Below are 21,289 nucleotides of genomic sequence, written 5' to 3'. Positions count from 1 at the left end.
AGATCTTCCCCGGCTTCCCGGCAGCCGAGCTGCTCTATGATGGCGACCGGCTGATCGGTGTGCAGACCGGCGATATGGGCGTCGACCACGAGGGCAATCCGAAGCCGGACTATCAGCCCGGCATGAACCTGACGGCGCAATATACCATTCTGGCCGAGGGCGCGCGCGGGCATCTGACCAAAAGGGTCAAGGCGAAGTACGATCTTGAGCGCGATTGTCAGCCGCAGGTCTATGGTCTGGGCATCAAGGAATTGTGGGATATTGCGCCCGGCAAACATGTGCCGGGGCGGGTTCTGCATACGCAGGGCTGGCCGCTGTCCGAGAGTGAGAGCTGGGGCGGGGGTTTCCTCTACCATCAGGCTGGCGGGCAGGTCGCGCTGGGTTTTGTGACGGCGCTGGATTACAAAAACCCGCATGTGTCGCCCTATGAAGAGTTTCAGCGCTGGAAGCAGCATCCCGCGATCCGCGCGATCCTCGAAGGCGGCAAACGGGTCAGCTATGGCGCGCGGGTGATCAACGAGGGCGGGTGGCAATCGGTGCCGCATCTGGCCTTCCCGGGCGGGGTGCTGGCCGGGTGCAGCGCGGGCTTTGTCAACGTGCCGCGCATCAAGGGCAGCCATACCGCGATGAAGAGCGGCATGCTGGCCGCCGAGGCGATTGTGGCGGCCATTGCGGCGGGTCAGGAAGGCGCGCAGCTTGATGGCTATGAGGCGGCTGTGCGTGAAAGCTGGATCGCCGATGAGCTCAAGCTGGTGCAGAATGCGCAGCCCTTGGTGGCGAAGTTCGGCGGGGCGCTGGGCACGGTGCTGGCGGGGGCGGACATGTGGGCGCGGTATCTGCGCATCAATCCGTTTGGCGCGATGGCCCACCACACCGACGCCGAGGCGACGGGGCGGGCGGACCTGTATCAGCCCATCGCCTATCCCAGGCCGGATGGCGTGATCAGCTTCGACCGGCTGACCAATGTCTCCTTCTCCTTCACCAACCATGAGGAGGATCAGCCGTGCCACCTGCGCCTGAGTGATCCTGCGGTGCCGGTCGCGATCAACCTGCCGCGCTATGCCGGGCCCGAGGCGCGCTATTGCCCGGCCGGGGTCTATGAGTTCGTCGATGCTCCGGGCGGCGAGGGTGGCGGCAAACGGCTCCAGATCAACGCCCAGAACTGCGTCCATTGCAAAACCTGCGACATCAAGGACCCCACGCAAAACATCACATGGATCGCGCCCGAAGGCGGCGGCGGGCCCAATTATCCCAATATGTGAGGAAGAAGGAGGAAATGCGAGGGTCTAGACCCTCGCGCTCCCGTTACTGTCTTTGTTGCGCTACCGGTTCGGCCAAAGCGCCCGGCACGCACCCTTAACAATTGAAAAGCCTGCGGCGCGGACAGGTCTAAGCTCGCCGCGCCGCAGGCCTTCAAACCCTCGAACCCCAAACCATCCCAGCCAACCTCCCACCACCCCCATATCGGGATTGCAAAGGGCCCCCGCCCTTTGCCCGCCGGAGGCAAAACCCCCAACCGAGAGGACCACCCCCATGCAAACCCGCATCACGCAAATGCTTGGAATCAAACACCCCATCGTTCAGGGCGGGATGATGTGGGTTGGCACGGCGGACATGGCGAGCGCGGTGTCGAACGCGGGCGGGCTGGGGATCATCACCGCGCTGACCTGTCCTAGCCCGGATGCTTTGCGGGCCGAGATCGAGCGTTGCCGCGCGCTGACCGACAAGCCGTTTGGGGTCAATCTGACGCTGCTGCCCTCGCTCAATCCGCCGCCCTATGCCGAATATCGGCGCGCGATCATCGAGAGCGGGATCAAAATCGTTGAGACGGCAGGCCACAACCCGCGTGAGCATGTCGAGGACTTCAAGAGCCACGGCATCACGGTTTTGCACAAATGCACCGCCGTGCGCCACGCGCTCTCGGCCGAGCGGATGGGGGCCGACATCATCAGCATCGACGGTTTCGAATGCGCAGGGCATCCCGGCGAGGATGACATTCCCGGCCTGATCCTGATCCCGGCGGCGGCGGACAAGGTGCGTGTGCCCTTGCTGGCCAGCGGCGGTTTTGGCGATGGGCGGGGTCTTGCCGCCGCGCTGGCGCTGGGGGCTGAGGGCATCAACATGGGGACGCGTTTCTGCGCCACGGTCGAGGCCCCGATCCACCCCGACATCAAGCGCATGCTGGTCGAGGGCGACGAGCGGGGCACCGACCTCATCTTCCGTACCTATCGCAACACCGCCCGCGTGGCGAAAAATACCATCTCTCAGGCCGTGCGCGAGGCCGAAAGCCGGGGCGAACCGTTTGAAACCATCGCCCCGCTGGTCAAAGGCGCCCGCGGCCGCGAGGGCCTGAGCACCGGCGACACCGCCCATGGCGTCATCACCGCTGGCCTTGTCATGGGCATCATCCATGACATCCCAACCTGCGAACAACTCATCTCGCGCATCGTCAGCGAGGCGGAAACAATCATCCAACACAGGCTGGCCCGCTTAGTGGCCCAATAGAACCCCGCGCACCCCGTCGATCACATATTGCACCGCCAACGCGCCCAGCAGCACACCCAGTACGCGGGTGATCACCGCCTCGACCCGGCTGCCCAACAGGCGCATGATCGGCCCCGCCGCCAGCAGCGCCAGCGCCGTCAGCAGCAGCACGCAGATCAGCGCGGCGAGCACCACGGCGGCTCCGATGCGATCATTGGCATGGCCCATCATCAGCATCACCGTAGCAATCGAGCCCGGCCCCGCAATCATCGGCATGGCCATCGGAAAGACGCTGATATCCTCATGCGGTTCAGGTGTGTGGAGCACCTTTTCCACGCGTTCCTCGCGGCGCTGGGTGCGCTTTTCAAACACCATTTCCAGCGCGATCAGGAACAGCATCACGCCGCCAGCAATGCGGAAAGCATTCAGCTCGATCGCCAGTGCCGCCAGCAAGCCTTTGCCGAACAAGGCAAAGATGATCAGGATCGTGCTGGCGATGATGCTGGCGCGGATGGCGGTGCTGCGCGCGGCCTGCGGCGTATAGCTGGCCGTCAGCCCGCCATAGATCGGCGCGCAGCCAACCGGATCGATCACCACGAAAAGCGTGGCGAAAGTGGAGATGAAAAGTTCAAGCATACCCTTGCCTTACCCCAGCGTGAGGCTCAGCGGAAGGGGGCCTATTTCGAGGCGCGGCGCAGCACTTCGCTCATCTTGCCTGCAATTTTCACGCTGACCACATAGTCGCGCGTGCCGTCGGGGCGGGCCGAGGTGGACCATTCGAGCGAATGGTCGCTGCTCTGGCCCGAGAGGTGATCGCCGCCCGCTGGGGGCATGAATTCCAGCGCCTTTTGCCCGCGCGGGCCGCATTCGGCCACTTTGGCCTCGGCCCATTCGGGTTCGGCCATCGGTTTGTCGGTGGCGCCGCCCTGATCCAAAACGAAGAGGTAGTGCCCCTTCTTCTGCCGCTGCCAGACGGTCGAGAACCAGCCATGGGACGCGCCCGCCTGCCATCCGCCATAGGAAATGGCCGTGGCGCCGTCGCAGCTCATCCAGACATTGTGGACCTGCCATTGCAGCGGCTGGGCGGGATTGGCGCGGTGGCGGGCGAAATCCTGCACCTGCACAACCTTGTCCCCGTCAAACATTTGCGCGTCCGGCGCGGCATGGTCGCGGAACGCCTGCCACTGCCCCTTGTCGCGCACCGCGCGGGCAAAGCCGATTTCGCGGGCGATAATGTCGCTGGGCAAAGCGAACATCGTGGCCATGCCCTTGGGCGGGCGTTGGGCCATGGCCGCGCCGGGCAACACGGCCGCGATCACCAGAGCAGGCAAAGCCCGCCTTCCAAATTTCACAAGAAAGGCGGGCTTTGTCATCAGATCGAATGCTCCGGCAGGTCGGCAGTGGCCAGCGTCAGACCTTCATGCGCATAAGCGGCCACCAGCGCATTGCGCAGCAGCACTGCAATCGTCATGGGGCCAACGCCGCCCGGCACCGGGGTGATGGCGCCGGCCACCTGAACCGCGCCTTGATAATCGACATCGCCCACGATCCGGCCCTTGGTCTTGCCTTCGGCGGGGGGAAGGCGGTTGATGCCCACGTCGATCACGGTCGCGCCCGGCTTGATCCAGTCGCCCTTGACCATTTCGGGCACGCCAACGGCGGCCACGACAATGTCGCTGCGCCGCACGAGATCGGCCAGATCCTTGGTGTGGCGATGGGCGATGGTGACAGTGCAATTGGCCGAGAGCAGCAGTTGCGCCATAGGCTTGCCCACGATGTTGCTGCGTCCGATCACCACGGCGTTCAGGCCCTTGAGGTCGCCCAGACGATCCTCCAGCAGCATCAGGCAGCCCAGCGGCGTGCAGGGCACATAGCCGGCCTGACCCACGGCCAGACGGCCCGCATTGGTGACGTGAAAGCCATCGACATCCTTGTCCGGGTCGATGGTGGCGATCACCTTCTGCTCGTCCATATGGCGGGGCAGGGGCAATTGGACCAGAATGCCGTCGACCGCCGGGTCGGCGTTGAGGCTTGCCACGACGGCCAGCAGCTCTTCCTCGCTGGCGTCGGCGGCCAGCTTGTGTTCAAAGCTGTTCATGCCCGCCGCAACGGTCTGCTTGCCCTTGGAGGACACATAGACCTGGCTGGCGGGATCCTCGCCCACCAGCACCACGGCAAGACCTGCCTTGCGACCGGCCTTGGCCTCGAACTCACCGGCCAGCACGCCGATACGCGCGCGCAGCCTTTCGGCAAATTCCTTCCCGTCGATAATTTTGTTCTCGCTCATCCGTAATGATTCCCAATGTAAACCAGCAAGATGATGACGATGCGAATCAGCACCAGCAGCGCCATCGGCGAAAGGTCGATAAAGCCGGTGTGAGGCATCAACCGGCGGATCGGCCTTAACATCGGCTCCAGAATCGCGTTGAGCGCCTGCCAGATGCCGGAAACCAGCGGATTATGCAGGTTTACGACGTTGAAGCTGATCAGCAACCCGAGAACGACCTGCACCAGAACGGCCGTTGACACGATATCGGCCAACAACAACAGTATGGGGATAATCACTTCGTTAATCACGGGGCGCTTCCTCTCCCAATGGCAGAGCGTGTGGCCTAGCCGAGGCAGGCCACGCGCGCAACCGGAGCGCTGAGGAAGGATTGTAAGTGTTGCTTACAAATTTGGCAAGGGTGCAGGAAAGGATTCCTGCAAAACATCGCCAATTCGCGATTAAGCCTTGCGGATCAGCGTGCCCGCGCCCTTGCTGGTGAAGAATTCCAGCAACATGGCATGGGGGACGCGGCCATCCAGCACGACGGCGGCTTCGCATCCGGCCTCGACCGCATGGGTGCAGGTGGCCAGCTTGGGGATCATGCCGCCGCTGATCGTGCCATCTTCGGCCAGCGCCTCAATGTCGGCAGGCGTCAGATCGGTCAGCAGGTTCTTGTCCTTGTCCAGCACGCCCGGAACATCGGTCAGCAGGAACAGGCGGGCCGCGCCGATCGCGGCGGCAATCGCGCCCGCCATCGTGTCGGCGTTGATGTTGTAAGTCTCGCCGTCATGGCCCACCGCGATGGGGGCGATGACCGGGATCAGGCCCGCGCTCGACAGGGTTTCCAGAATCGAGGTGTCGATATGGTCCGGTTCGCCCACATAGCCCAGGTCCACCACGATGGCCTCGCCGCTGTCGGGGTCCTCGATGGCCTTGCCCAGCTTTTGCGCCTCGACCTTGCGGGCCGTGACCAGCGCGCCATCCTTGCCGGAAATGCCGACGGCCTTGCCGCCCGCCTTGCTGATCCAGCTGACCAGTTCCTTGTTGATCGCGCCCGACAGGACCATTTCGGCAACCTCGGCGGTGGCCTTGTCGGTGACGCGCAAACCATTGACGAATTGCGATTCGATGCCAAGCGCCTTGAGCATCCGCCCGATCTGCGGACCGCCGCCATGGACGACCACGGGGTTGATGCCCACGGCCTTCAAAAGCACGATATCCTCGGCAAAATCCTGCGCCAGCGCGGGATCGCCCATCGCATGGCCGCCGTATTTTACGACAAAGGTGCGGCCTTCGTAACGCTTGAGATAGGGCAGGGCCTCAATCAGCGTTTCGGCTTTGGCGAGCAAGGAAGTGGTGGAGTCGTTCATGGGGCGCCGTTTACCGCGCTTTTGGCGGAATAGAAGTGTTTTTTACGCGGGCTTTTCGCGATCAAGCCCCCCCGCGATCAAGCCAGCGCCCGAGCGCGACAAACAGATAGATCAGCGGCGGCACCATGATCGTGGAAAGCACCAGCTTGGAAATGATCTGCCCCTTCATCAACGGGCCAAGGTCGAGCACGCCGTAAAAGCTGATGGTGATGAAGATCAGCGTATCGACGATCTGGCTGAGCAGGCTGGCCGCCCATGCGCGCAGCCACAGGTGCTTGCCGTCCTTGCCCTGCGCCAGACGCGAAAAGACATAGACATTAAGCGTTTGCGAGGTGCCATAAGAGCAAAGTCCGGCAAATTGCATCCGCGCGCCCTGACCCAACAGATGGGCAAAGGCGGGCTGATCGGGCCAGAACGGGGCGGGCGGAACGGCGTGGATGACGATCATCAGCAGCGCCATCGACACGATCAAGGGCACAAAACCAAAGCGAACCAGCCGGTTGGCCGTCGCCGTGCCATGCAGCTCCGCCGTCGCGCTGCCCAGCACGACAAGGATCAGGAAAGCGAAAATCCCGCTCTCCACCGCCAGATTGCCAAGGATCGGCCATGTGCCAAGATCGGCAATTTTAGTCCCCAGCACGCCCGCCAGCACGCACAGGCCGCCGTAAAGCAGCGAGCCGGCAAAGAGGGAAAGCGGGATGTTGGGGGCGGTTTTCGGCTGGTTCATCATGGGGGTGTAGCGGGAGGGTTTTTGGGGCGCAAGGGAGGTTAGGGTGCCTCCGGCGGGCAAAGGGCGGGGGCCCTTTGCAATCCCGCTACTGTCGGCGTTGCGCCAAGGCGGAGACGAAAGGTGTCGGACGTGATGTTTGAATTTTAAAGCCTGCGGCGCTGATCAGTGCAAGTTCGCCGCGCCGCAGGCTTTCAAAACTAAGGGCGCTAGGTCATGAACCCAGCACCACCCCGGTAATGGGATTGCAAAGGGACGAGTCCCTTTGCCCGCCGGAGGCAAACCTCTAAACCCGCAAACCCTCACCCATGCTTGGTCCGCAACAACCCGCGCACAAACGGGATCAACCCCGTCTGACGCTTACGCCGCAAACGCTCTGCGGCCAGGATCAGCTTCACCTGCTCATAGCACTCGTCCAGATCCTCGTTCACCACGACATAGTCATAGGCGTCCCAGTGGCTGATTTCGGCGCGGGCGCGGTCCATGCGGGCGTTGATGACTTCGGCGCTGTCGGTGCCGCGGCCGGACAGGCGGCGGTGCAGTTCCTCGATGCTGGGGGGCAGGAGGAAGACGCGGACCACGTCCTGCGCGTCCTTTTGATAGAGCTGCTGCGTGCCCTGCCAGTCGATGTCGAAGAGGAAGTCCTTACCGTGTTTCAGTCCGGCGCGGATATGGGCCTTGGGCGTGCCGTAGCAATTGCCGAAAACCTCGGCCCATTCGTAGAATTCGTCATTTTCGGCCATGCTGTCGAATTCTGGCTGGCTGACGAAGAAATAGTCCACGCCATCGACCTCGCCGGGGCGGGGTGTACGGGTGGTGGCCGAAACCGAGGGGTTGATCGCATGATCTTCGGCCAGCAGGCGGCGGGCGATCGTGGTCTTGCCGGTGCCCGACGGGCTCGACAGGATGAACATCAGCCCGCGACGGTGCAGGTCGGGGTGGTGGTGGTCTGTGTGGTGCAGATCGTGCGATTCAGGAGCCATGGCGTCCGATGCCGCAACATCGCCGCGCGATCAAGGGGCCTGTTTATTTGGCCCCTTCGTCCTTGTCCTTTTTGTGTTCCTGCTTGCGGTCGTGCAGATGTTTGGCCAGCAGCACCCCGCCCACCAGGATCGCGCCGGGAACCGACCGCGTGGCCAGCTTCGTCAGCGCGAAACCGGCCAGCTTGCGGGGCAGCGAGATGCGCTGCTGATCGCCCGCCTTATCCTGCACGATGATCGTATCGACGGCCCTCCTGACCAGCGACTGGCCATTCTGGCGGATCAGGCTGGTAAGTTTGGGAGCGCTCATCGGTTTTACTTCTTGCGGCCGAAATCCACCGTGACGACATTCGAGCCATCCTCGCTGGTCGCGATGGGGCTGTCGCCGTCGGGCGAGTCGTTTTCGGCTTCATCGTGGAGTTCGGGTTCCATGTCCTCGACCGAGGCCTGAAACTGGAGGCCGAAATCGACCGCCGGATCGACAAAAGCGGTGATCGCGGCAAAGGGGATCATCAGAATGGCGGGCACCTGATTGAAGGTCAGCCCGACCGAAAAATGATCCTCGCCCACATTCAGATCCCAGAACTTGTTCTGGAGCACGATGGTCATTTCATCGGGAAAGCGGGTTTTGAGATGGGCGGGAATATCGACGCCCGGCGCCTGAGTTTTGAAAGTGATGTAGAAATGGTGATTGCCCGGCAGCGAGCCGCCCGTGCTGGCCACCTGGCCGAGCACGCGGCCCACCACGGCGCGCAGCGCTTCCTGCACGATTTCGTCATAGGGGATCAGGCTGTCGGGGGTCTCGTCGGTCATGTCTTCCCAAGTGGCGCTTAGGATGGCCGCGGTCAAGAGCCTGTGTTTGCATCTTGCGCTGCCGCGTGGTTGCGCCGGATACGGATCAGCTCCAAAATGTAGCAGATTGCGCTGGCTATGCCAAAGCCCGTGCCAAGACCGCGCAGGAAATCATGCGGGATAAAGGCCGGGTGCCAAAGGCGCAGGACACAGTTGAGCGCAAGGAACAGCAAGGCCAGCCTGTGTTCGACAGAAAGGCTTACGCGGCGTGTCGGCAGGGCATCCGGGCGCATGGCATCGACTTTCGTTGCGGAACAGCGACCGCACCATCTTGCCACGCAGGCGATCGGGCGTATAGGGGCACCATGCGCACCGCCCGTATCGCCCGCAAGACGCACGAGACCGATATTCTCGTGGAAGTGAACCTCGATGGATCGGGGAAGTATGATGTCTCTACAGGCATCGGCTTTCTCGATCATATGGTGGAGCAATTGTCGCGCCACTCGCTGATCGACATGACCGTGAAGATCAAGGGCGACCTGCATGTCGACCAGCATCACACGGTCGAGGATTGCGGCATCGCTATCGGTCAGGCCGTTTCGGCCGCGCTTGGCGACAAGGCCGGGATCGGCCGCTATGGTCAGGTCTATTCGCCCATGGACGAGGCGCTGGCCCGCGTGGCGCTCGATATTTCGGGCCGCCCCTGGCTGGTGTGGAAGGCGGCGTTCACCGTCCACAAGCTGGGCGAGATGGACACCGAATTGTTCGAGCACTGGTTCCATTCCTTTGCTCAGGCCGCCGGCATCACGCTGCATATCGAAGTGCTCTATGGCCAGAACAACCACCATATCATCGAAGGCATCTATAAGGGCCTTGCCCGCGCTTTGCGTACGGCGGTCGAGCTGGACCCGCGCAAGGGCGGGGCGGTGCCTTCTACCAAGGGTCTGCTTGGGGATGGAACTCTGAATGGCTGAGGTGAGTCATGTCTGAAGTATTGGCCCTGATCGATTATGGCGCGGGCAACCTGCATTCGGTGGCCAATGCGCTGAAAGCCGCCGGGGCCGAAGCGGTGAAGATCACGGCCGACCCCGATGTGGTGCGCGCGGCCGACCGGATTGTGCTGCCCGGCGTCGGCTCGTTCAAATCCTGCGCCGAAGGGCTGCGCGCGATCCCCGGCCTCGTCGCCGCGATGGAAGAGCGCGTGCTGGTGGGTGAGGCGCCTTTCCTCGGCATTTGCGTGGGTATGCAATTGCTGGCCACGCAGGGGGTCGAGCATGGCATTACCGAGGGGCTGGGCTGGATTCCGGGCGAAGTGCGCCTGATCGAGCGCGCCGATCCCACCATCAAGATCCCGCATATGGGCTGGAACGATGTGGGCGTCCAACCTCACGCTCCGCTGATCGAGCCGGGCGAGGCCTATTTCCTGCACTCCTATGAATTTGTCGCTGAGGATGGCCATCATATCGTGGCCATGACCGACCATGGCGGGGGCGTGACCGCCGCCGTGGGGCGCGACAATATCCTTGGCGTGCAATTTCACCCCGAGAAGAGCCAGTCCTATGGGCTGGACCTGCTCTCCCGCTTTTTGACATGGAATCCGTAAGATGATCGTTTTTCCCGCCATCGACCTCAAGGGTGGTCAGGTCGTCCGTCTGGCCGAGGGCGATATGGATCGCGCCACGGTCTATGGCGACAACCCCGCCGCGCAGGCGCAGATCTTTGCTGCTGCTGGCAGCCAGTTCCTGCATGTGGTCGATCTGGACGGATCGTTTGCGGGCCGGGCGGAAAACCGCGAGGCGGTTGAGGCGATCCTGCAGAGCTTTGAAGGCCATGTGCAATTGGGCGGCGGCATCCGTACGCGCGAATCGGTCGAGGGCTGGTTCAACCTTGGCGTGTCGCGCGTGGTGATGGGCACGGCGGCGTTGAAAGACCCCGAATTCGTCAAGGACATGGCCAAAGAGTTCCCCGGCGGCATCGTCGTGGCCGTGGACGCGCGCGACGGTTTTGTGGCGACGCAGGGCTGGGCCGATGTGTCGGATGTGGCCGTGGTCGATCTGGCCCGCCGGTTCGAGGATGCGGGCGTGGCTTCGCTGCTGTTTACCGACATTGGCCGCGATGGCTTGCTGAAAGGCGCCAATATCGAGGCGACCGTCGATCTGGCGCGCCGGGTGAATATTCCCGTGATCGCGAGCGGAGGGGTCAAGGGGCTGGATGATATCCGGTTGCTCGCGCTCCATGCCGAGGATGGGATTGAGGGTGTGATCACCGGCCGTGCGCTGTTTGAGGGCAAGCTCGATCTGGCGGCCGCGATTGCGATGGCGAATAAGGAGTAAGGGATAGATGCGAGGGTCTAGGCCCTCGCGCTCCCGTTACTGCCTGCGTGGTGCCATGGGTTCGCCCTTCGGTGTCGGACGCAGCTATTGAGATTTAAAGCCTGCGGCGCTTTTGACGCTCCTTTGTCGCGCCGCAGGGTATTATATGCATGGCGCGATGCTTCGGACATAGCGCCACCCTATTAACGGGATTGCAAAGGGATCGAATCCCTTTGCCCGCCGGAGGCATAAAACCATGACCGTTCGTATCCGCGTAATTCCCTGCCTCGATGTCCGCGATGGGCGCGTGGTCAAGGGCGTGAACTTTGTCGACCTGATCGATGCGGGCGACCCGGTGGAGCAGGCGCGGGCCTATGATGCGGCGGGGGCAGATGAATTGTGCTTCCTCGACATTTCCGCCAGCCATGAGGGGCGCGGGACGCTGCTCGATGTGGTGCGCCGTACGGCGGAGGTCTGCTTCATGCCGCTGACCGTGGGCGGGGGCGTGCGCAGCGCCGAGGATGCCCGCGCGCTCCTGCTGGCGGGTGCGGACAAGGTGGCGGTCAATTCCGCCGCCGTCAGCCGTCCCGAGGTGGTGCGCGACATTGCCGAGAAGTTCGGCAGCCAGTGCATTGTGGCCTCGGTCGATGCTCGCCGCGTTGCCCCCGGTAAATGGGAGATCTTTACCCATGGCGGCCGCAAGGCCACCGGCATTGACGCCATCGAACATGCGGTACGCCTGACCGAACTGGGCGCGGGCGAATTGCTGGTGACCAGCATGGATGGCGACGGCACGCAGGCGGGCTATGATCTGGAACTGACGCGCAAGATTGCCGACAGTGTCGGAATTCCTGTTATTGCCAGCGGCGGCGTGGGCAATCTGGATCATCTGGTCGAGGGCGTGACCAAGGGCCATGCCAGCGCGGTTTTGGCCGCCAGCATCTTCCACTTTGGCAAGCATTCGATTGCCGAGGCGCATGGTGCGCTGCGGGCGGCGGGGCTGCCGGCGCGGGGCGGCTAGGGGTTAACGCATGGTGTCGGAATTTTTATCAATCGACACATATGGTTAATTGCTTATTTAAATGATTTCAAAGTTATAAATGAATGGCACGCATCATGCATTAACTATCTCCGTCAATCGGGGAGTTTCTCATGCGTCTGTTTCTGAATATCGCGGCCCTCTTGTTGATCGGCGCGATGTTGGTGCAGCCTATGCTGGCATCGCATGGTCTTTCGGGCCTGACCTCGTCGAATATGGCGATGGCGGCGCTGGGTCTGGCCGGGCTGATGCTGGGATATCGCGGCAGCAGTCGGCCCGCCAAGGCCAATACGCCCGCTATGGCCTAACTTCCGGGCTTGACGGCGCGGCGCGCCCGCCCCATCGCAGGCACCATGAACGACACCGTCCATCCCTTGGCCACGCTGGCCCGGCTTGAAGCCACCATCGCCCAGCGCGCCGCCGCCGACCCTTCCTCCTCCTATGTGGCCAAGCTGAACGCGCGCGGCGTGCCCAAGATCGCTCAGAAGGTGGGCGAGGAGGCCGTTGAGGCGGTGATCGCGGCCATGGCCGATGATCGCGCAGGGCTGATCGGGGAATCGGCGGATCTGCTTTTCCACCTGCTGGTGTTGCTCAATGCCAAGGGCATCGCCCTGTCCGACATCACCGACGAGCTTGACCGCCGCGAAGGCGTGAGCGGGATCGTCGAAAAAGCCAGCCGCAAGGAAGACTGACCGATGCCGATCGACCCCACGCTCGCCTATGACCACAGCAATATTTTTGCCCGCATCCTGCGCGGCGAGATCCCGGCGAAGAAGGTCTATGAGGACGATTTCGCGCTGGCCTTTCACGACATCGCGCCTCAGGCTCCGGTGCATGTTCTGGTGATCCCCAAGGGCGCCTATGTGTCGTGGGACGATTTTTCGGCCCATGCCCCGGCTGAGGAAATCGCCGGTTTCATCCGCGCCGTCGGCCATGTCGCGCGCGAACAGGGGCTGGTGGCACCGGGCTATCGCCTGCTCGCCAATGTGGGCATGGATGGCGGACAGGAAGTGCCGCATCTGCATGTCCACCTGTTCGGCGGCAAGCCGTTGGGCCGGATGATTGCCGCCTAAAGGCGGCGGGGGCCGCATGATCGCCCAATAAGCGCGTTTATTCGCAAGGGCGGGTTGCTCTTTGCGCCAAGGGCGGGCTAGATTCAGCGACAATTATGAACGCCCTGCCTCTCCTCCCTTCCGGCTGCTTCGATGGCCTTGCGCATCTCTATGCGGTGCGGGCCTATTTCGAGGATACCGACCTGTCGGGCGTGGTCTATCATGCCAATTATCTGCGCTGGTTCGAGCGCGCCCGCTCGGATATGCTGCGCCTGTTGCATGTGGATCAACGCGCCGCGCAGGAGGCGGGCGAGGGCGCCTTTGCCGTGGCCGAAATGGCCATCCGCTATGCCGCGCCCGCGCGCCTTGACGATGATGTGCTGATCGAAACGCAGATCGAGGAATTGGGCGCGGCCAGCATCCGTCTGGTTCAAGCCGCGTTCAGGCGCGCCGGTGTTGAGAAAGGCGCCGTTCAGAAAGGCGCGCTGCTGGCGCAGGCATCCGTTCGGGTGGGCTTTGTCGCCCCCGATGGCCGCCCGCGCCGACAGCCCGCCCAATGGCGCACCATCTTTGCCCAATTTCTGGCCGGAACCATTCCGGCATCCATTGATTTAAGCCCCAACCAACCGGGAACCCCATGACCGACCTCGACCTGCTTGCTGCCGCTGCCGGCTCTACCCATCTCGATCCCGTCAAGCTGTTTCTGGACGCCGATATTGTCGTGCGGGTGGTGATGGGCGGTCTGGTTCTGGCCAGCGTATGGGTGTGGACGATCCTGTTGTCCTTCGGCTTTCGCATGGCCTCGTTGCGCCGCCAGTCGGAGGCCTATGAGGGCGAATTCTGGAAATCGCGCGACATCGACGCCTTTCAGGCCGAGCGCGGCGGCGGCAAGAACGCCGATCTGCCGGTGGCCAAGGTGGTCAGCGCGGCTCTGGCCGAATGGCGCCGTTCGGCCACGGGCAAGATCGACCGTTCCGGCGCGCGCCAGCGCCTCGCCTCGGTGATGGACAGCGTGGTGGCGGCCGAGGCGGAAAGTCTGGCCGACCGGCTGAATTTCCTCGCCACGGTCGGCTCGGTCGCGCCCTTTGTTGGCCTGTTCGGCACCGTCTGGGGCATCATGAACAGCTTTTTCCAGATCGGCCAGCAGCAGAACTCTTCGCTCTCGGTCGTCGCGCCCGGCATTTCGGAGGCCCTGTTCGCCACCGCCATCGGCCTGTTTGCGGCCATCCCGGCGGTGATCGGCTACAACCGCTATTCGCATATCGTGAACAGCTTTGAATCGCGGCTCCAGCGCTTTGCCGACCGTTTCCATGCGAGCCTGTCTCGCGAGCTGGACGGGCTTTGATCCATGGCGATGGGCATCCATAAATTCTCCAAACGGCGAGGGCGGGGCGCCCGCGCGCCGATGGCCGAAATCAACGTCACGCCGCTGGTCGACGTGATGCTGGTGCTGCTGGTGATCTTTATGGTCACCGCGCCGCTGATGAAGGCGGGCATTCCGATCACGCTGCCCGACAGCCGCGCCAAGCCGCTGGACCAGACGCCCAAGCAGGTGACGATCACGATGAATGCCGAGGGGCGCGTGTTCCTCGATGATGATGAACTCTCGCCCGGCGAGTTGGCCGAGCGCGTGGGCAGCCTGCCGCGCGGGGCCGATGGGGCAATGCCGCTGGTGACGCTGCGCGCGGACAAGGCGCTGGAATATGGCCGGGTGGTGGGCGTGATGGGCGAATTGAACCGCGCCGGGATCACCGCCATCTCGCTGGTGACGGTTGCGGGCGGCGCCCCCGCTGAAACGGCAAAGAAGCCCTGATTCCATGGCGCTGGCCCAATCCTATTATGGCCGCAAGGGTCTGAACCGGGGCGAGGCGATCGGCCTTGGCGTCGCGGTGGTCGGGCATGTGGCGCTGGTGGCGGTGCTGGCCTTGCAGCCTTCCGCGCCGCCCATGCCGCGCCCGCAGCGGATGCAGGTGACGCTGGCCGAGGATGTGGCCAAGGAGGCGGTTTCGACCAGCCGCGAGGAAGCCGCGCCCGATCTGGCCCCGCAACTGGGCGAGGCCCAGCCGATGGACGTGCCCGAACCGGCGCCCCAGCCTGCGCCTGCGCCAAAGCCTGTTCCGGTCCCCGCGCCGCCTCCGCCAAGGCCTGTGCCGCAGCCCAAGCCGCAACCGGCCCCGCCGCCGCCGCGGCCGGCCCAGCAGCCCCATCCGGTGCCGCCGCCCAAGCCCGTGCCCGCGCCGCATCCTGCGCCGGTTAAGCCCGCACCGGCTAAGCCGACCCCGGCCAAGGCGGACCCGATCTCAGCCGCGATTGCGGCGGCCCATGGCAGCAAGGCGACCGCAGCCAAGCAGGAGGCCAAGACTGAGGCTGCCAAACCGGCCACCAACAAGCCCGCAGGCGGCAGCCGCATCGGAGTCGATTTCCTCAAAGGCTTTGGCGCCAGCACAGCGGGCAAGGCGCAGACCCCGCCCGCCGCCGTGATCGGGCCGGGGGTCAAGGCCGCGCTGGCAGGCGCGATCAGCCGCCAGTTGAAGCCGCATTGGCGCGTGCCGCAGGGGGTGGAAACCGATCAACTGGTCACGATTCTGGCCTTCGACCTCAACCCCGACGGCACTTTGGCCGGGCCGGTCACGGTGGTCCGTCAGGAAGGCGTGACCGCCAGCAACCATCCGCAGGCCGGGCTGCATCGCGAAAATGCGATACGCGCGGTCAAACTTGCGGCACCTTTTCCTTTGCCGCCCGATCTCTATGAAGCATGGAAACATGTGCAATGGCGTTTCGACAGGAACCTGTCTCAATGATGATGCGTAAATTCTCTTGCGGGCTTCTGGCTGGCGCGGCCTTGATGGCCGCCGGCGCGATCCATGCCCAGACCATCGCTCCCGCCCCGATGGTGACGCCAAACCCGCCGCCCGCCGCCGACAATGGCGTGCTGACGGGCACGGTCTCGGATGACACCGCTTGGCAGAGCCTTGGCATCGCCATCCCCAGTTTTGCCACCAACGCCGATGTGCCCACCGCCGCCAGCGCGGGCAGCACCGCGCAGGTGGGCCGCGCGATTGCCGAGGTGATCACGGGCGACCTGAAAAACAACGGCCTGTTCAAGCCCACTGGGCCCAACAGCCTGCCGCCGATCCCGATCATTCAGGTGCTGACGCCCGATTTTCCCACATGGAGCACGCGCGGCGCCGAAATGCTGGTGCATGGCAGCGTCTCGGCGGCCAGCAACGGCAATCTGGTGGTGGGTTGCTATCTGTATGACGTCAGCCTGCGCCAGCAACTGGTCAAGGCGACATGGGAAATGGCGCCGGGCGATTGGCGCCGGGCTGCGCATAAATGCGCCGATACGGTCTATTCGCGCCTGTCGGGGGAAAGCCCCTTCTTTGACAGCCGCATCGCCTATATTGCGGAAACGGGTCCGAAGGATCACCGCATGAAGCGGTTGGCGATCATGGACAGCGACGGGGCGAACCACCGGTTCATCACGACCGGTCAGGCCATGGCGCTGACCCCGCGCTTCTCGCCCGATTATCGCAAGATCGTTTATCTGTCCTATCTCAATGGCCGCCCGCGCATCTATGTCTATGACGTGGAAAGCGCGAGCCAGAAGATGATCGCCGAACCGGGCAGCCCGGCCTTTGCCCCGCGCTGGTCGCCCGACGGCAAGTGGATCCTCTATTCGATGGCCCATGCGGGCAACACGAATATCTATCGTGTGTCCTCGCAAGGCGGGATCAGCCAGAAGCTGACCGAGACGCCGGGGATCAATGTGGGCGGGTCCTATTCGCCCGATGGCAGCAAGATCGTGTTTGAAAGCGATCGCGGCGGCAGCCAGCAGATTTACGTGATGAACGCCGATGGCAGCAACCAGCGCCGCATCAGCTTTTTCGGCGGCCGTGCGGCCACGCCGGAATGGAGCCCGCGCGGCGACCAGATCGCCTTTACCCATATCGCGGGCAATCTGCGCATTGCGGTGATGGGGGTTGATGGCGGCGGCATGCGCTATCTGACCAATGCATGGCAGGACGAGGCCCCGACATGGGCGCCCAACGGCCGCATCATCCAATTCTTCCGCACCGAAAAGGGCACCGGCAAGACCAGCATCTGGCAGGTGGATCTGACGGGGCGGAACGAACGGCGCTTGCCCACGCCGGTCGATGGGTCGGACCCTTCATGGGGCCCGGTTCGCCAGTAACGGGCGCGGTTTGCCTATCCCTCCAGTCACCGTCCCTGTACTCACTACCCCTGTAGTCAAGGAGAAGACATGATGCCCTCCATGCTCAATACTCGCCTGCTGAGCGCCGGTGTGCTCGTCAGCGTGAGCGCGTTGGCCCTTTCGGCCTGCGCGCCCAAGCCGCCCAAGCAGTTGCCGCCCGAACCCGGCCCGCCGGTCACCAACACCATGCCCGCTCCCGCCCCTGTCGTGCCGGTTGGCCCGGCGCCGGGCTCGCAGGCCGACTTCCTGGCCTCGGTCAATGGCCGCGACACCATCCACTTTGCGCTGGACAAGTATGACATCGACCAGATCTCGGCCGATATCCTGCGCGTTCAGGCGGGCTGGCTGCTGAAGTATCCGGGCAAGAAGGCCACCATCGAAGGCCATGCCGACGAACGCGGCACCCGCGATTACAACCTCGCCCTTGGCGAACGCCGCGCCAATTCGGCCAAGGCATTCCTGGTCAGCCTGGGCGTCGACGCCTCGCGCCTGACCACGGTCAGCTATGGCAAGGAACGTCCGGTCGACACCGCTTCGACCGAGGAAGCATGGGCGAAGAATCGCCGTGCTGTGACCGTCACGATCGACTGATCAACCGGTCACAAGCGATGCAGAACCCCGCGCCGGAGCGATCCGGTGGCGGGGTTTTGTTTTCAGCGCAGGATGATAGTGGCGTAGCGCGCCATGGCCATACCGGGCGCCATCAGCGCACAGGCGGCGCTCGCGGCAATGGCAATCATGCTGGCAAGGGCAAGTTGGCGGCTCATGGGGGCGGCGCTTAAGCGAAAAAGCCTGCGATTGCAATGCGACATAGCAAGCAGCCTCTGCGGACACTTGCGTAGAAGGCGCGGTTTTGTCAGTAAGCGCGGATGGCTCGTGCAGGTCGATCATCGGATTGGGGATTCCCGCGCTGGCGTGGCTATGAAAGTGGCCGCGAGGCGGCGCATGTGCGCCTGTGCGACCGCGCCGGATGCAGCGAACCGGGCAATTGCCCCGCGCCGAAATCACCCAACAGCCCGGATCGCTGGTATTTTTGCCAGACTCACGCCGCCGAATACAATTCAGGATGGGACTATTTCGCGGGCCTCGACAAGGAAGAGGCCGAGTCGCGCGAAAAGGCGGAACAGCAAACCAGCGCGGGCTATCGCGAATCATCCTACTATGGATGGACCGGATCGGGCGACGGCACCCGCAGCCGCGATGAAATGCGCGCGCTCGAAGTGCTGGAGCTGGAAAGCGACGCCGATTTCGACGCGATCAAGAAAGCATGGCGGACCAAGGCCAAAGAGGTCCACCCCGACGTGCGCCCCAATGACGAAGAAGCCGCCAAAGCCTTCCGCAAGCTGCAACTGGCCTATGAGGTGTTGCGCGCCGCCGAGGAGCGGCGGTCGTGGAAGGGGAGTGGGATTTAGGGGTTTTGTCGGGGTTTGGAGGTTTTGCCTCCGGCGGGTTAAGGGCGGGGACCCTTAACAATCCCGATATTGTCGGCGTTGCGCTATGGGGGCGGCCTTTTGTGTCGGACGCGGGTTTGAATTTTAAAGCCTGCGGCGCTTTTAGCGTGAGGCCGCAGCGCCGCAGGCTTTATCCATTGTCTTAATCGATACGCTGCCGACCTCCGGCTACCCCATTAACGGGATTGCAAAGGGACGAGTCCCTTTGCCCGCCGGAGGCATAAATCCCGCCCCCTCAAGCAAATCGCCGCGCCCCCGCAACACACCCCACCACAGCCCCCACGGCCACCAGCATCGCCGGCGCAATCGCCTCATGCAGGAACACCGCCGCCAGCCCCAGCCCGAGGAACGGCTGAAGCAATTGCAATTGCCCGACGCGCGCGATGCCGCCCAGCGCCAGCCCGCGATACCAGAAGATGAAGCCGAGCAGCATGGTGCAGACCGAGACGTAGAACAGCCCGACCCAGCTTGGCGTGCCGATGGAGGCCATGCTTTGAGGCCATGTGAGCGCGGCCAGCACAGCGGCAAGGGGCGTACAGATCACGAGCGCCCAGCAGATCACTTGCCATCCGCCCATCTGCCGCGTCAGCACGGCGCCCTCAGCATAGCCCAGCCCGCAGACCACCACGGCCACCACCATCAGCGCATCGCCCACCGGCGAGGCGGCGGCATTGTGCGACAGGGCATAACCCGCCACGCATCCCGCGCCCAGCAGCGCAAAGAGCCAGAAGATCGCGCCCGGTCGCTCGCCCCCGCGCAGCACGCCGAACAGGGCGGTGGAGAGCGGCAGCAGCCCGACAAAGACCAGCGAGCGCGCCGCCGAAATTTCCTGCAGCGCAATGGCCGTCAGCAGCGGAAAGCCGACCACCACGCCGCCCGCGATCATGGCCAGCGAGAGCCATTGCCGCCCGCGCGGCAGGCTTTCGCGCATGGCCACCAGCATCAACGCGCCAAGGCCGCCCGCAATGATCGCCCGCGCCGCAGTCAGGAACAGCGGGGTGAACCCGACCACCGCTGCGCGCGTGGCGGGCATTGACCCGCTGAACAGCGCGACGCCGATCATTCCGTTGATCCAACCTTTTCTGATATCCTGCATGATGGCCTCCTTGAGGCCACCTGATAGGCGATGCGCCGGGCTTGCGCCCAGATACAGTATGGTACAGATTACACCATCTGTATCGATGTAAAGAGCAATACACATGACCACCCGCATCAATATGGTGATCGAAACCATCCGTGGCCGCATCGCCTCGGGCCTGCTGGGCGAGGGGGACAAGCTGCCCTCGGTGCGTCAATGCGCGGCCGCGCTGCATGTCTCGCCCGCCACGGTGGTCGAGGCCTATGACCGGATGGTGGCTGATGGGGTGATCGCGGCGGTGCCCAAATCGGGCTTTTTCGTCGCCCGCCTTGCCTCCCCGCCCAAGGGGCCGGCGCAGAATGCCCCCGCGAGGCCGGCCGAGATCGATCCCTTCTGGGTCTCGCGCCAGTCGCTCGATGCCGATGCGGAAACCGAAAAGCCGGGCTGTGGCTGGCTGCCCCCCGACTGGATGCCGCAGGAGGCGTTGCGCCGTGCCTTGCGCGCGGCGGCGGCGGACCCGGTGCTGCTCACGCTTTACGGCTCGACGCGGGGCGAACCCAGCCTGCGCCGCCAACTGGCGCTGGCCATGGCGGGCGAGGGGCTGGCGGTGCATCCCGATCAGGTGTTGCTGACGGGATCGGGGACGCAGGCGATCGACCTGATCTGCCGCCTGATGCTGCGTCCCGGCGATGCGGTGTTGCTCGATGATCCGTGCTATTTTAATTTTCAAGCCCTGCTGGCCGCGCACAGCGCCCGCGTGGTCAGCGTGCCCTATGGCCCGCATGGTCCCGATCCGGCGCAGTTCGAGGCGATTGTCGCGCGCGAAAGGCCCCGGCTCTATCTGACCAATTCGGCGCCGCATAATCCCACCGGGGCGGGCTTTTCGCCCCAGATTGCGCACCGCCTGCCCGCCATCGCCGCCGCGCATGGCATGGTGATTGTCGAGGACGATATCTTCGCCGATTTCGTTCAGCAGGCGCCGCGCATGGCGGTGCTGGACGGGTTGCAGAGCGTGATTCGCATCGGCAGCTTTTCCAAAACGCTCTCGGCTTCGCTGCGCTGCGGCTATATTATGGCGCGGGCGGAATGGATCGACGCGCTGTGCGATCTTCAGGTGGCCACCGGCTTTGGCGGGCCCAGTCCGCTCTCGGCGGCTGCCATCGCGCATGTGCTGGTGGGCGGCCAATATCGCAAGCATATCGATGGTTTGCGCCGCAGGCTTGCAGGCGCGCGGGCGGATCTGGCGGGGCAATTGGGCGCGATGGGCCTGCGGGTCTGGGGCGATCCGGTGGGGGGCTTCAACCTGTGGTGCGCCCTGCCGCCGGGGCAGGACAGCGCGAGGCTGGCGCAGGCCTGTCGGGCGCGCGGGGTGGTGCTGGCGCCGGGCAATGTGTTCAGCCCCAGCCAGAGCGCGGGGGCCTATCTGCGCTTCAACGCGGCGCAGACATCCCCGCGCGCGCTGCGCATCATGGCCGAGGAAATGGCCGTAATTGAATAGGCAGACTGCATTTCCGATCAC

At 64.0% G+C, this 21,289-nt stretch carries 27 protein-coding genes; 17 read left to right on the top strand and 10 right to left on the bottom strand.

Features of this window, described 5'->3' with window-relative positions; all coding sequences use genetic code 11:
* Positions 1–1,262: electron transfer flavoprotein-ubiquinone oxidoreductase (locus GGR38_RS02650; RefSeq protein ID WP_183622280.1), on the top strand; the 1,262-nt coding region annotated here is incomplete at its 5' end.
* A 271-nt stretch (positions 1,263–1,533) separates the two neighbouring features.
* The gene (locus GGR38_RS02645; protein WP_183622279.1) at positions 1,534–2,505 is read left to right on the top strand and encodes an NAD(P)H-dependent flavin oxidoreductase; all 972 of its coding nucleotides are present in this window, start codon (positions 1,534–1,536) and stop codon (positions 2,503–2,505) included.
* Here GGR38_RS02645 and GGR38_RS02640 read toward each other — a convergent pair.
* The 9 genes from GGR38_RS02640 to GGR38_RS02600 all read right to left on the bottom strand — a co-directional run bounded on the left by GGR38_RS02640 (position 2,491) and on the right by GGR38_RS02600 (position 8,643).
* Positions 2,491–3,120 (bottom strand): MarC family protein, encoded by a 630-nt coding sequence (locus GGR38_RS02640; RefSeq protein WP_183622278.1) that lies wholly within the window; start codon positions 3,118–3,120, stop codon positions 2,491–2,493. The genes GGR38_RS02645 and GGR38_RS02640 overlap by 15 nt on opposite strands.
* A 41-nt stretch (positions 3,121–3,161) precedes the next feature.
* Entirely contained in the window at positions 3,162–3,815 is a 654-nt protein-coding gene (locus GGR38_RS02635; RefSeq protein ID WP_221226957.1) for a Cif family virulence factor, read from the bottom strand.
* Positions 3,816–3,856: 41 nt separating this feature from the next.
* Complete coding sequence (gene folD / locus GGR38_RS02630; protein WP_183622276.1) at positions 3,857–4,771, bottom strand: bifunctional methylenetetrahydrofolate dehydrogenase/methenyltetrahydrofolate cyclohydrolase FolD; 915 nt, start codon at positions 4,769–4,771, stop codon at positions 3,857–3,859.
* Complete coding sequence (locus GGR38_RS02625; protein ID WP_172341650.1) at positions 4,768–5,061, bottom strand: YggT family protein; 294 nt, start codon at positions 5,059–5,061, stop codon at positions 4,768–4,770. Before GGR38_RS02625 ends, folD begins: the two co-directional genes overlap by 4 nt.
* A gap of 150 nt (positions 5,062–5,211) precedes the next feature.
* Positions 5,212–6,123 carry an acetylglutamate kinase gene (gene argB, locus GGR38_RS02620; RefSeq protein WP_183622275.1) on the bottom strand — a complete coding sequence of 304 codons (912 nt, stop codon included), beginning with the start codon at positions 6,121–6,123 and terminating at the stop codon, positions 5,212–5,214.
* A 61-nt stretch (positions 6,124–6,184) separates the two neighbouring features.
* Positions 6,185–6,850, bottom strand: coding sequence for a queuosine precursor transporter (locus GGR38_RS02615; protein WP_183622274.1), 666 nt, complete (start codon positions 6,848–6,850; stop codon positions 6,185–6,187).
* Positions 6,851–7,152: 302 nt separating this feature from the next.
* Entirely contained in the window at positions 7,153–7,833 is a 681-nt protein-coding gene (gmk, locus tag GGR38_RS02610) for a guanylate kinase (RefSeq protein ID WP_183622273.1), read from the bottom strand.
* Positions 7,834–7,876: 43 nt separating this feature from the next.
* Positions 7,877–8,140, bottom strand: coding sequence for a hypothetical protein (locus GGR38_RS02605; RefSeq protein ID WP_183622272.1), 264 nt, complete (start codon positions 8,138–8,140; stop codon positions 7,877–7,879).
* Between the two features lie 5 nt (positions 8,141–8,145).
* On the bottom strand, positions 8,146–8,643 hold the full coding sequence (locus GGR38_RS02600) for an SspB family protein (RefSeq protein ID WP_183622271.1): 498 nt from the start codon (positions 8,641–8,643) through the stop codon (positions 8,146–8,148).
* A gap of 344 nt (positions 8,644–8,987) precedes the next feature.
* On the opposite strand from GGR38_RS02600, the gene hisB reads away from it, so the two are divergent.
* From hisB to GGR38_RS02530, 14 genes are all read left to right on the top strand, one after another.
* Positions 8,988–9,596 carry an imidazoleglycerol-phosphate dehydratase HisB gene (gene hisB / locus GGR38_RS02595; protein WP_168605928.1) on the top strand — a complete coding sequence of 203 codons (609 nt, stop codon included), beginning with the start codon at positions 8,988–8,990 and terminating at the stop codon, positions 9,594–9,596.
* An 8-nt stretch (positions 9,597–9,604) separates the two neighbouring features.
* On the top strand, positions 9,605–10,225 hold the full coding sequence (gene hisH / locus GGR38_RS02590) for an imidazole glycerol phosphate synthase subunit HisH (protein WP_183622270.1): 621 nt from the start codon (positions 9,605–9,607) through the stop codon (positions 10,223–10,225).
* Position 10,226: 1 nt separating this feature from the next.
* Positions 10,227–10,955: a 1-(5-phosphoribosyl)-5-[(5-phosphoribosylamino)methylideneamino]imidazole-4-carboxamide isomerase gene (gene hisA / locus GGR38_RS02585; RefSeq protein ID WP_183622269.1), complete on the top strand. Its 729-nt coding sequence runs from the start codon at positions 10,227–10,229 to the stop codon at positions 10,953–10,955.
* A gap of 235 nt (positions 10,956–11,190) precedes the next feature.
* Positions 11,191–11,955 (top strand): imidazole glycerol phosphate synthase subunit HisF, encoded by a 765-nt coding sequence (gene hisF, locus GGR38_RS02580; protein WP_183622268.1) that lies wholly within the window; start codon positions 11,191–11,193, stop codon positions 11,953–11,955.
* 131 nt (positions 11,956–12,086) lie between these two features.
* On the top strand, positions 12,087–12,281 hold the full coding sequence (locus GGR38_RS02575; protein WP_183622267.1) for a hypothetical protein: 195 nt from the start codon (positions 12,087–12,089) through the stop codon (positions 12,279–12,281).
* A gap of 45 nt (positions 12,282–12,326) precedes the next feature.
* Positions 12,327–12,665 carry a phosphoribosyl-ATP diphosphatase gene (locus tag GGR38_RS02570; RefSeq protein WP_183622266.1) on the top strand — a complete coding sequence of 113 codons (339 nt, stop codon included), beginning with the start codon at positions 12,327–12,329 and terminating at the stop codon, positions 12,663–12,665.
* Between the two features lie 3 nt (positions 12,666–12,668).
* Positions 12,669–13,046 (top strand): histidine triad nucleotide-binding protein, encoded by a 378-nt coding sequence (locus GGR38_RS02565; protein WP_183622265.1) that lies wholly within the window; start codon positions 12,669–12,671, stop codon positions 13,044–13,046.
* Positions 13,047–13,141: 95 nt separating this feature from the next.
* Complete coding sequence (locus tag GGR38_RS02560; protein WP_183622264.1) at positions 13,142–13,666, top strand: YbgC/FadM family acyl-CoA thioesterase; 525 nt, start codon at positions 13,142–13,144, stop codon at positions 13,664–13,666.
* Entirely contained in the window at positions 13,663–14,370 is a 708-nt protein-coding gene (gene tolQ, locus GGR38_RS02555; RefSeq protein WP_168605920.1) for a protein TolQ, read from the top strand. Before GGR38_RS02560 ends, tolQ begins: the two co-directional genes overlap by 4 nt.
* Before the next feature lie 3 nt (positions 14,371–14,373).
* Positions 14,374–14,838: a biopolymer transporter ExbD gene (locus GGR38_RS02550; protein ID WP_183622263.1), complete on the top strand. Its 465-nt coding sequence runs from the start codon at positions 14,374–14,376 to the stop codon at positions 14,836–14,838.
* Between the two features lie 4 nt (positions 14,839–14,842).
* Entirely contained in the window at positions 14,843–15,826 is a 984-nt protein-coding gene (locus GGR38_RS02545) for a hypothetical protein (protein WP_183622262.1), read from the top strand.
* The gene (gene tolB, locus GGR38_RS02540) at positions 15,823–17,220 is read left to right on the top strand and encodes a Tol-Pal system beta propeller repeat protein TolB (RefSeq protein ID WP_246404178.1); all 1,398 of its coding nucleotides are present in this window, start codon (positions 15,823–15,825) and stop codon (positions 17,218–17,220) included. The genes GGR38_RS02545 and tolB overlap by 4 nt, the downstream gene beginning before the upstream one ends.
* A gap of 72 nt (positions 17,221–17,292) precedes the next feature.
* Positions 17,293–17,832 carry a peptidoglycan-associated lipoprotein Pal gene (pal, locus tag GGR38_RS02535; protein ID WP_183622387.1) on the top strand — a complete coding sequence of 180 codons (540 nt, stop codon included), beginning with the start codon at positions 17,293–17,295 and terminating at the stop codon, positions 17,830–17,832.
* A gap of 278 nt (positions 17,833–18,110) precedes the next feature.
* On the top strand, positions 18,111–18,653 hold the full coding sequence (locus GGR38_RS02530) for a J domain-containing protein (protein ID WP_183622261.1): 543 nt from the start codon (positions 18,111–18,113) through the stop codon (positions 18,651–18,653).
* A gap of 274 nt (positions 18,654–18,927) precedes the next feature.
* On the opposite strand, the gene GGR38_RS02525 is transcribed toward GGR38_RS02530, so the two are convergent.
* Positions 18,928–19,788 carry a DMT family transporter gene (locus GGR38_RS02525; protein ID WP_183622260.1) on the bottom strand — a complete coding sequence of 287 codons (861 nt, stop codon included), beginning with the start codon at positions 19,786–19,788 and terminating at the stop codon, positions 18,928–18,930.
* Between the two features lie 103 nt (positions 19,789–19,891).
* Between GGR38_RS02525 and GGR38_RS02520 the strand changes: the two genes are divergently transcribed.
* Positions 19,892–21,268: an aminotransferase-like domain-containing protein gene (locus tag GGR38_RS02520; RefSeq protein ID WP_183622259.1), complete on the top strand. Its 1,377-nt coding sequence runs from the start codon at positions 19,892–19,894 to the stop codon at positions 21,266–21,268.
* The last annotated feature ends 21 nt before the right edge of the window (positions 21,269–21,289 follow it).

The organism is Novosphingobium sediminicola, from assembly GCF_014196525.1.
Taxonomy (GTDB): Bacteria; Pseudomonadota; Alphaproteobacteria; order Sphingomonadales; family Sphingomonadaceae; genus Novosphingobium; species Novosphingobium sediminicola.
The sequence above is the reverse complement of the archived record's forward strand: the minus strand, read 5'-3'. Positions and strand labels throughout refer to the sequence as shown.

Coding starts and splice junctions, on each gene's coding strand:
- GGR38_RS02550 (WP_183622263.1), top strand. CDS start 14,374: ATGGCGATGGGCATCCATAAATTCTCCAAACGGCGAGGGCGGGGCGCC.
- GGR38_RS02530 (WP_183622261.1), top strand. CDS start 18,111: ATGGCTCGTGCAGGTCGATCATCGGATTGGGGATTCCCGCGCTGGCGT.
- GGR38_RS02570 (WP_183622266.1), top strand. CDS start 12,327: ATGAACGACACCGTCCATCCCTTGGCCACGCTGGCCCGGCTTGAAGCC.
- GGR38_RS02605 (WP_183622272.1), bottom strand. CDS start 8,140: ATGAGCGCTCCCAAACTTACCAGCCTGATCCGCCAGAATGGCCAGTCG.
- tolQ (WP_168605920.1), top strand. CDS start 13,663: ATGACCGACCTCGACCTGCTTGCTGCCGCTGCCGGCTCTACCCATCTC.
- GGR38_RS02575 (WP_183622267.1), top strand. CDS start 12,087: ATGCGTCTGTTTCTGAATATCGCGGCCCTCTTGTTGATCGGCGCGATG.
- GGR38_RS02600 (WP_183622271.1), bottom strand. CDS start 8,643: ATGACCGACGAGACCCCCGACAGCCTGATCCCCTATGACGAAATCGTG.
- hisF (WP_183622268.1), top strand. CDS start 11,191: ATGACCGTTCGTATCCGCGTAATTCCCTGCCTCGATGTCCGCGATGGG.
- GGR38_RS02640 (WP_183622278.1), bottom strand. CDS start 3,120: ATGCTTGAACTTTTCATCTCCACTTTCGCCACGCTTTTCGTGGTGATC.
- pal (WP_183622387.1), top strand. CDS start 17,293: ATGCCCTCCATGCTCAATACTCGCCTGCTGAGCGCCGGTGTGCTCGTC.
- tolB (WP_246404178.1), top strand. CDS start 15,823: ATGATGATGCGTAAATTCTCTTGCGGGCTTCTGGCTGGCGCGGCCTTG.
- hisA (WP_183622269.1), top strand. CDS start 10,227: ATGATCGTTTTTCCCGCCATCGACCTCAAGGGTGGTCAGGTCGTCCGT.
- GGR38_RS02545 (WP_183622262.1), top strand. CDS start 14,843: ATGGCGCTGGCCCAATCCTATTATGGCCGCAAGGGTCTGAACCGGGGC.
- GGR38_RS02560 (WP_183622264.1), top strand. CDS start 13,142: ATGAACGCCCTGCCTCTCCTCCCTTCCGGCTGCTTCGATGGCCTTGCG.
- GGR38_RS02525 (WP_183622260.1), bottom strand. CDS start 19,788: ATGCAGGATATCAGAAAAGGTTGGATCAACGGAATGATCGGCGTCGCG.
- GGR38_RS02645 (WP_183622279.1), top strand. CDS start 1,534: ATGCAAACCCGCATCACGCAAATGCTTGGAATCAAACACCCCATCGTT.
- hisH (WP_183622270.1), top strand. CDS start 9,605: ATGTCTGAAGTATTGGCCCTGATCGATTATGGCGCGGGCAACCTGCAT.
- GGR38_RS02520 (WP_183622259.1), top strand. CDS start 19,892: ATGACCACCCGCATCAATATGGTGATCGAAACCATCCGTGGCCGCATC.
- gmk (WP_183622273.1), bottom strand. CDS start 7,833: ATGGCTCCTGAATCGCACGATCTGCACCACACAGACCACCACCACCCC.
- argB (WP_183622275.1), bottom strand. CDS start 6,123: ATGAACGACTCCACCACTTCCTTGCTCGCCAAAGCCGAAACGCTGATT.
- GGR38_RS02565 (WP_183622265.1), top strand. CDS start 12,669: ATGCCGATCGACCCCACGCTCGCCTATGACCACAGCAATATTTTTGCC.
- GGR38_RS02615 (WP_183622274.1), bottom strand. CDS start 6,850: ATGAACCAGCCGAAAACCGCCCCCAACATCCCGCTTTCCCTCTTTGCC.
- folD (WP_183622276.1), bottom strand. CDS start 4,771: ATGAGCGAGAACAAAATTATCGACGGGAAGGAATTTGCCGAAAGGCTG.
- hisB (WP_168605928.1), top strand. CDS start 8,988: ATGCGCACCGCCCGTATCGCCCGCAAGACGCACGAGACCGATATTCTC.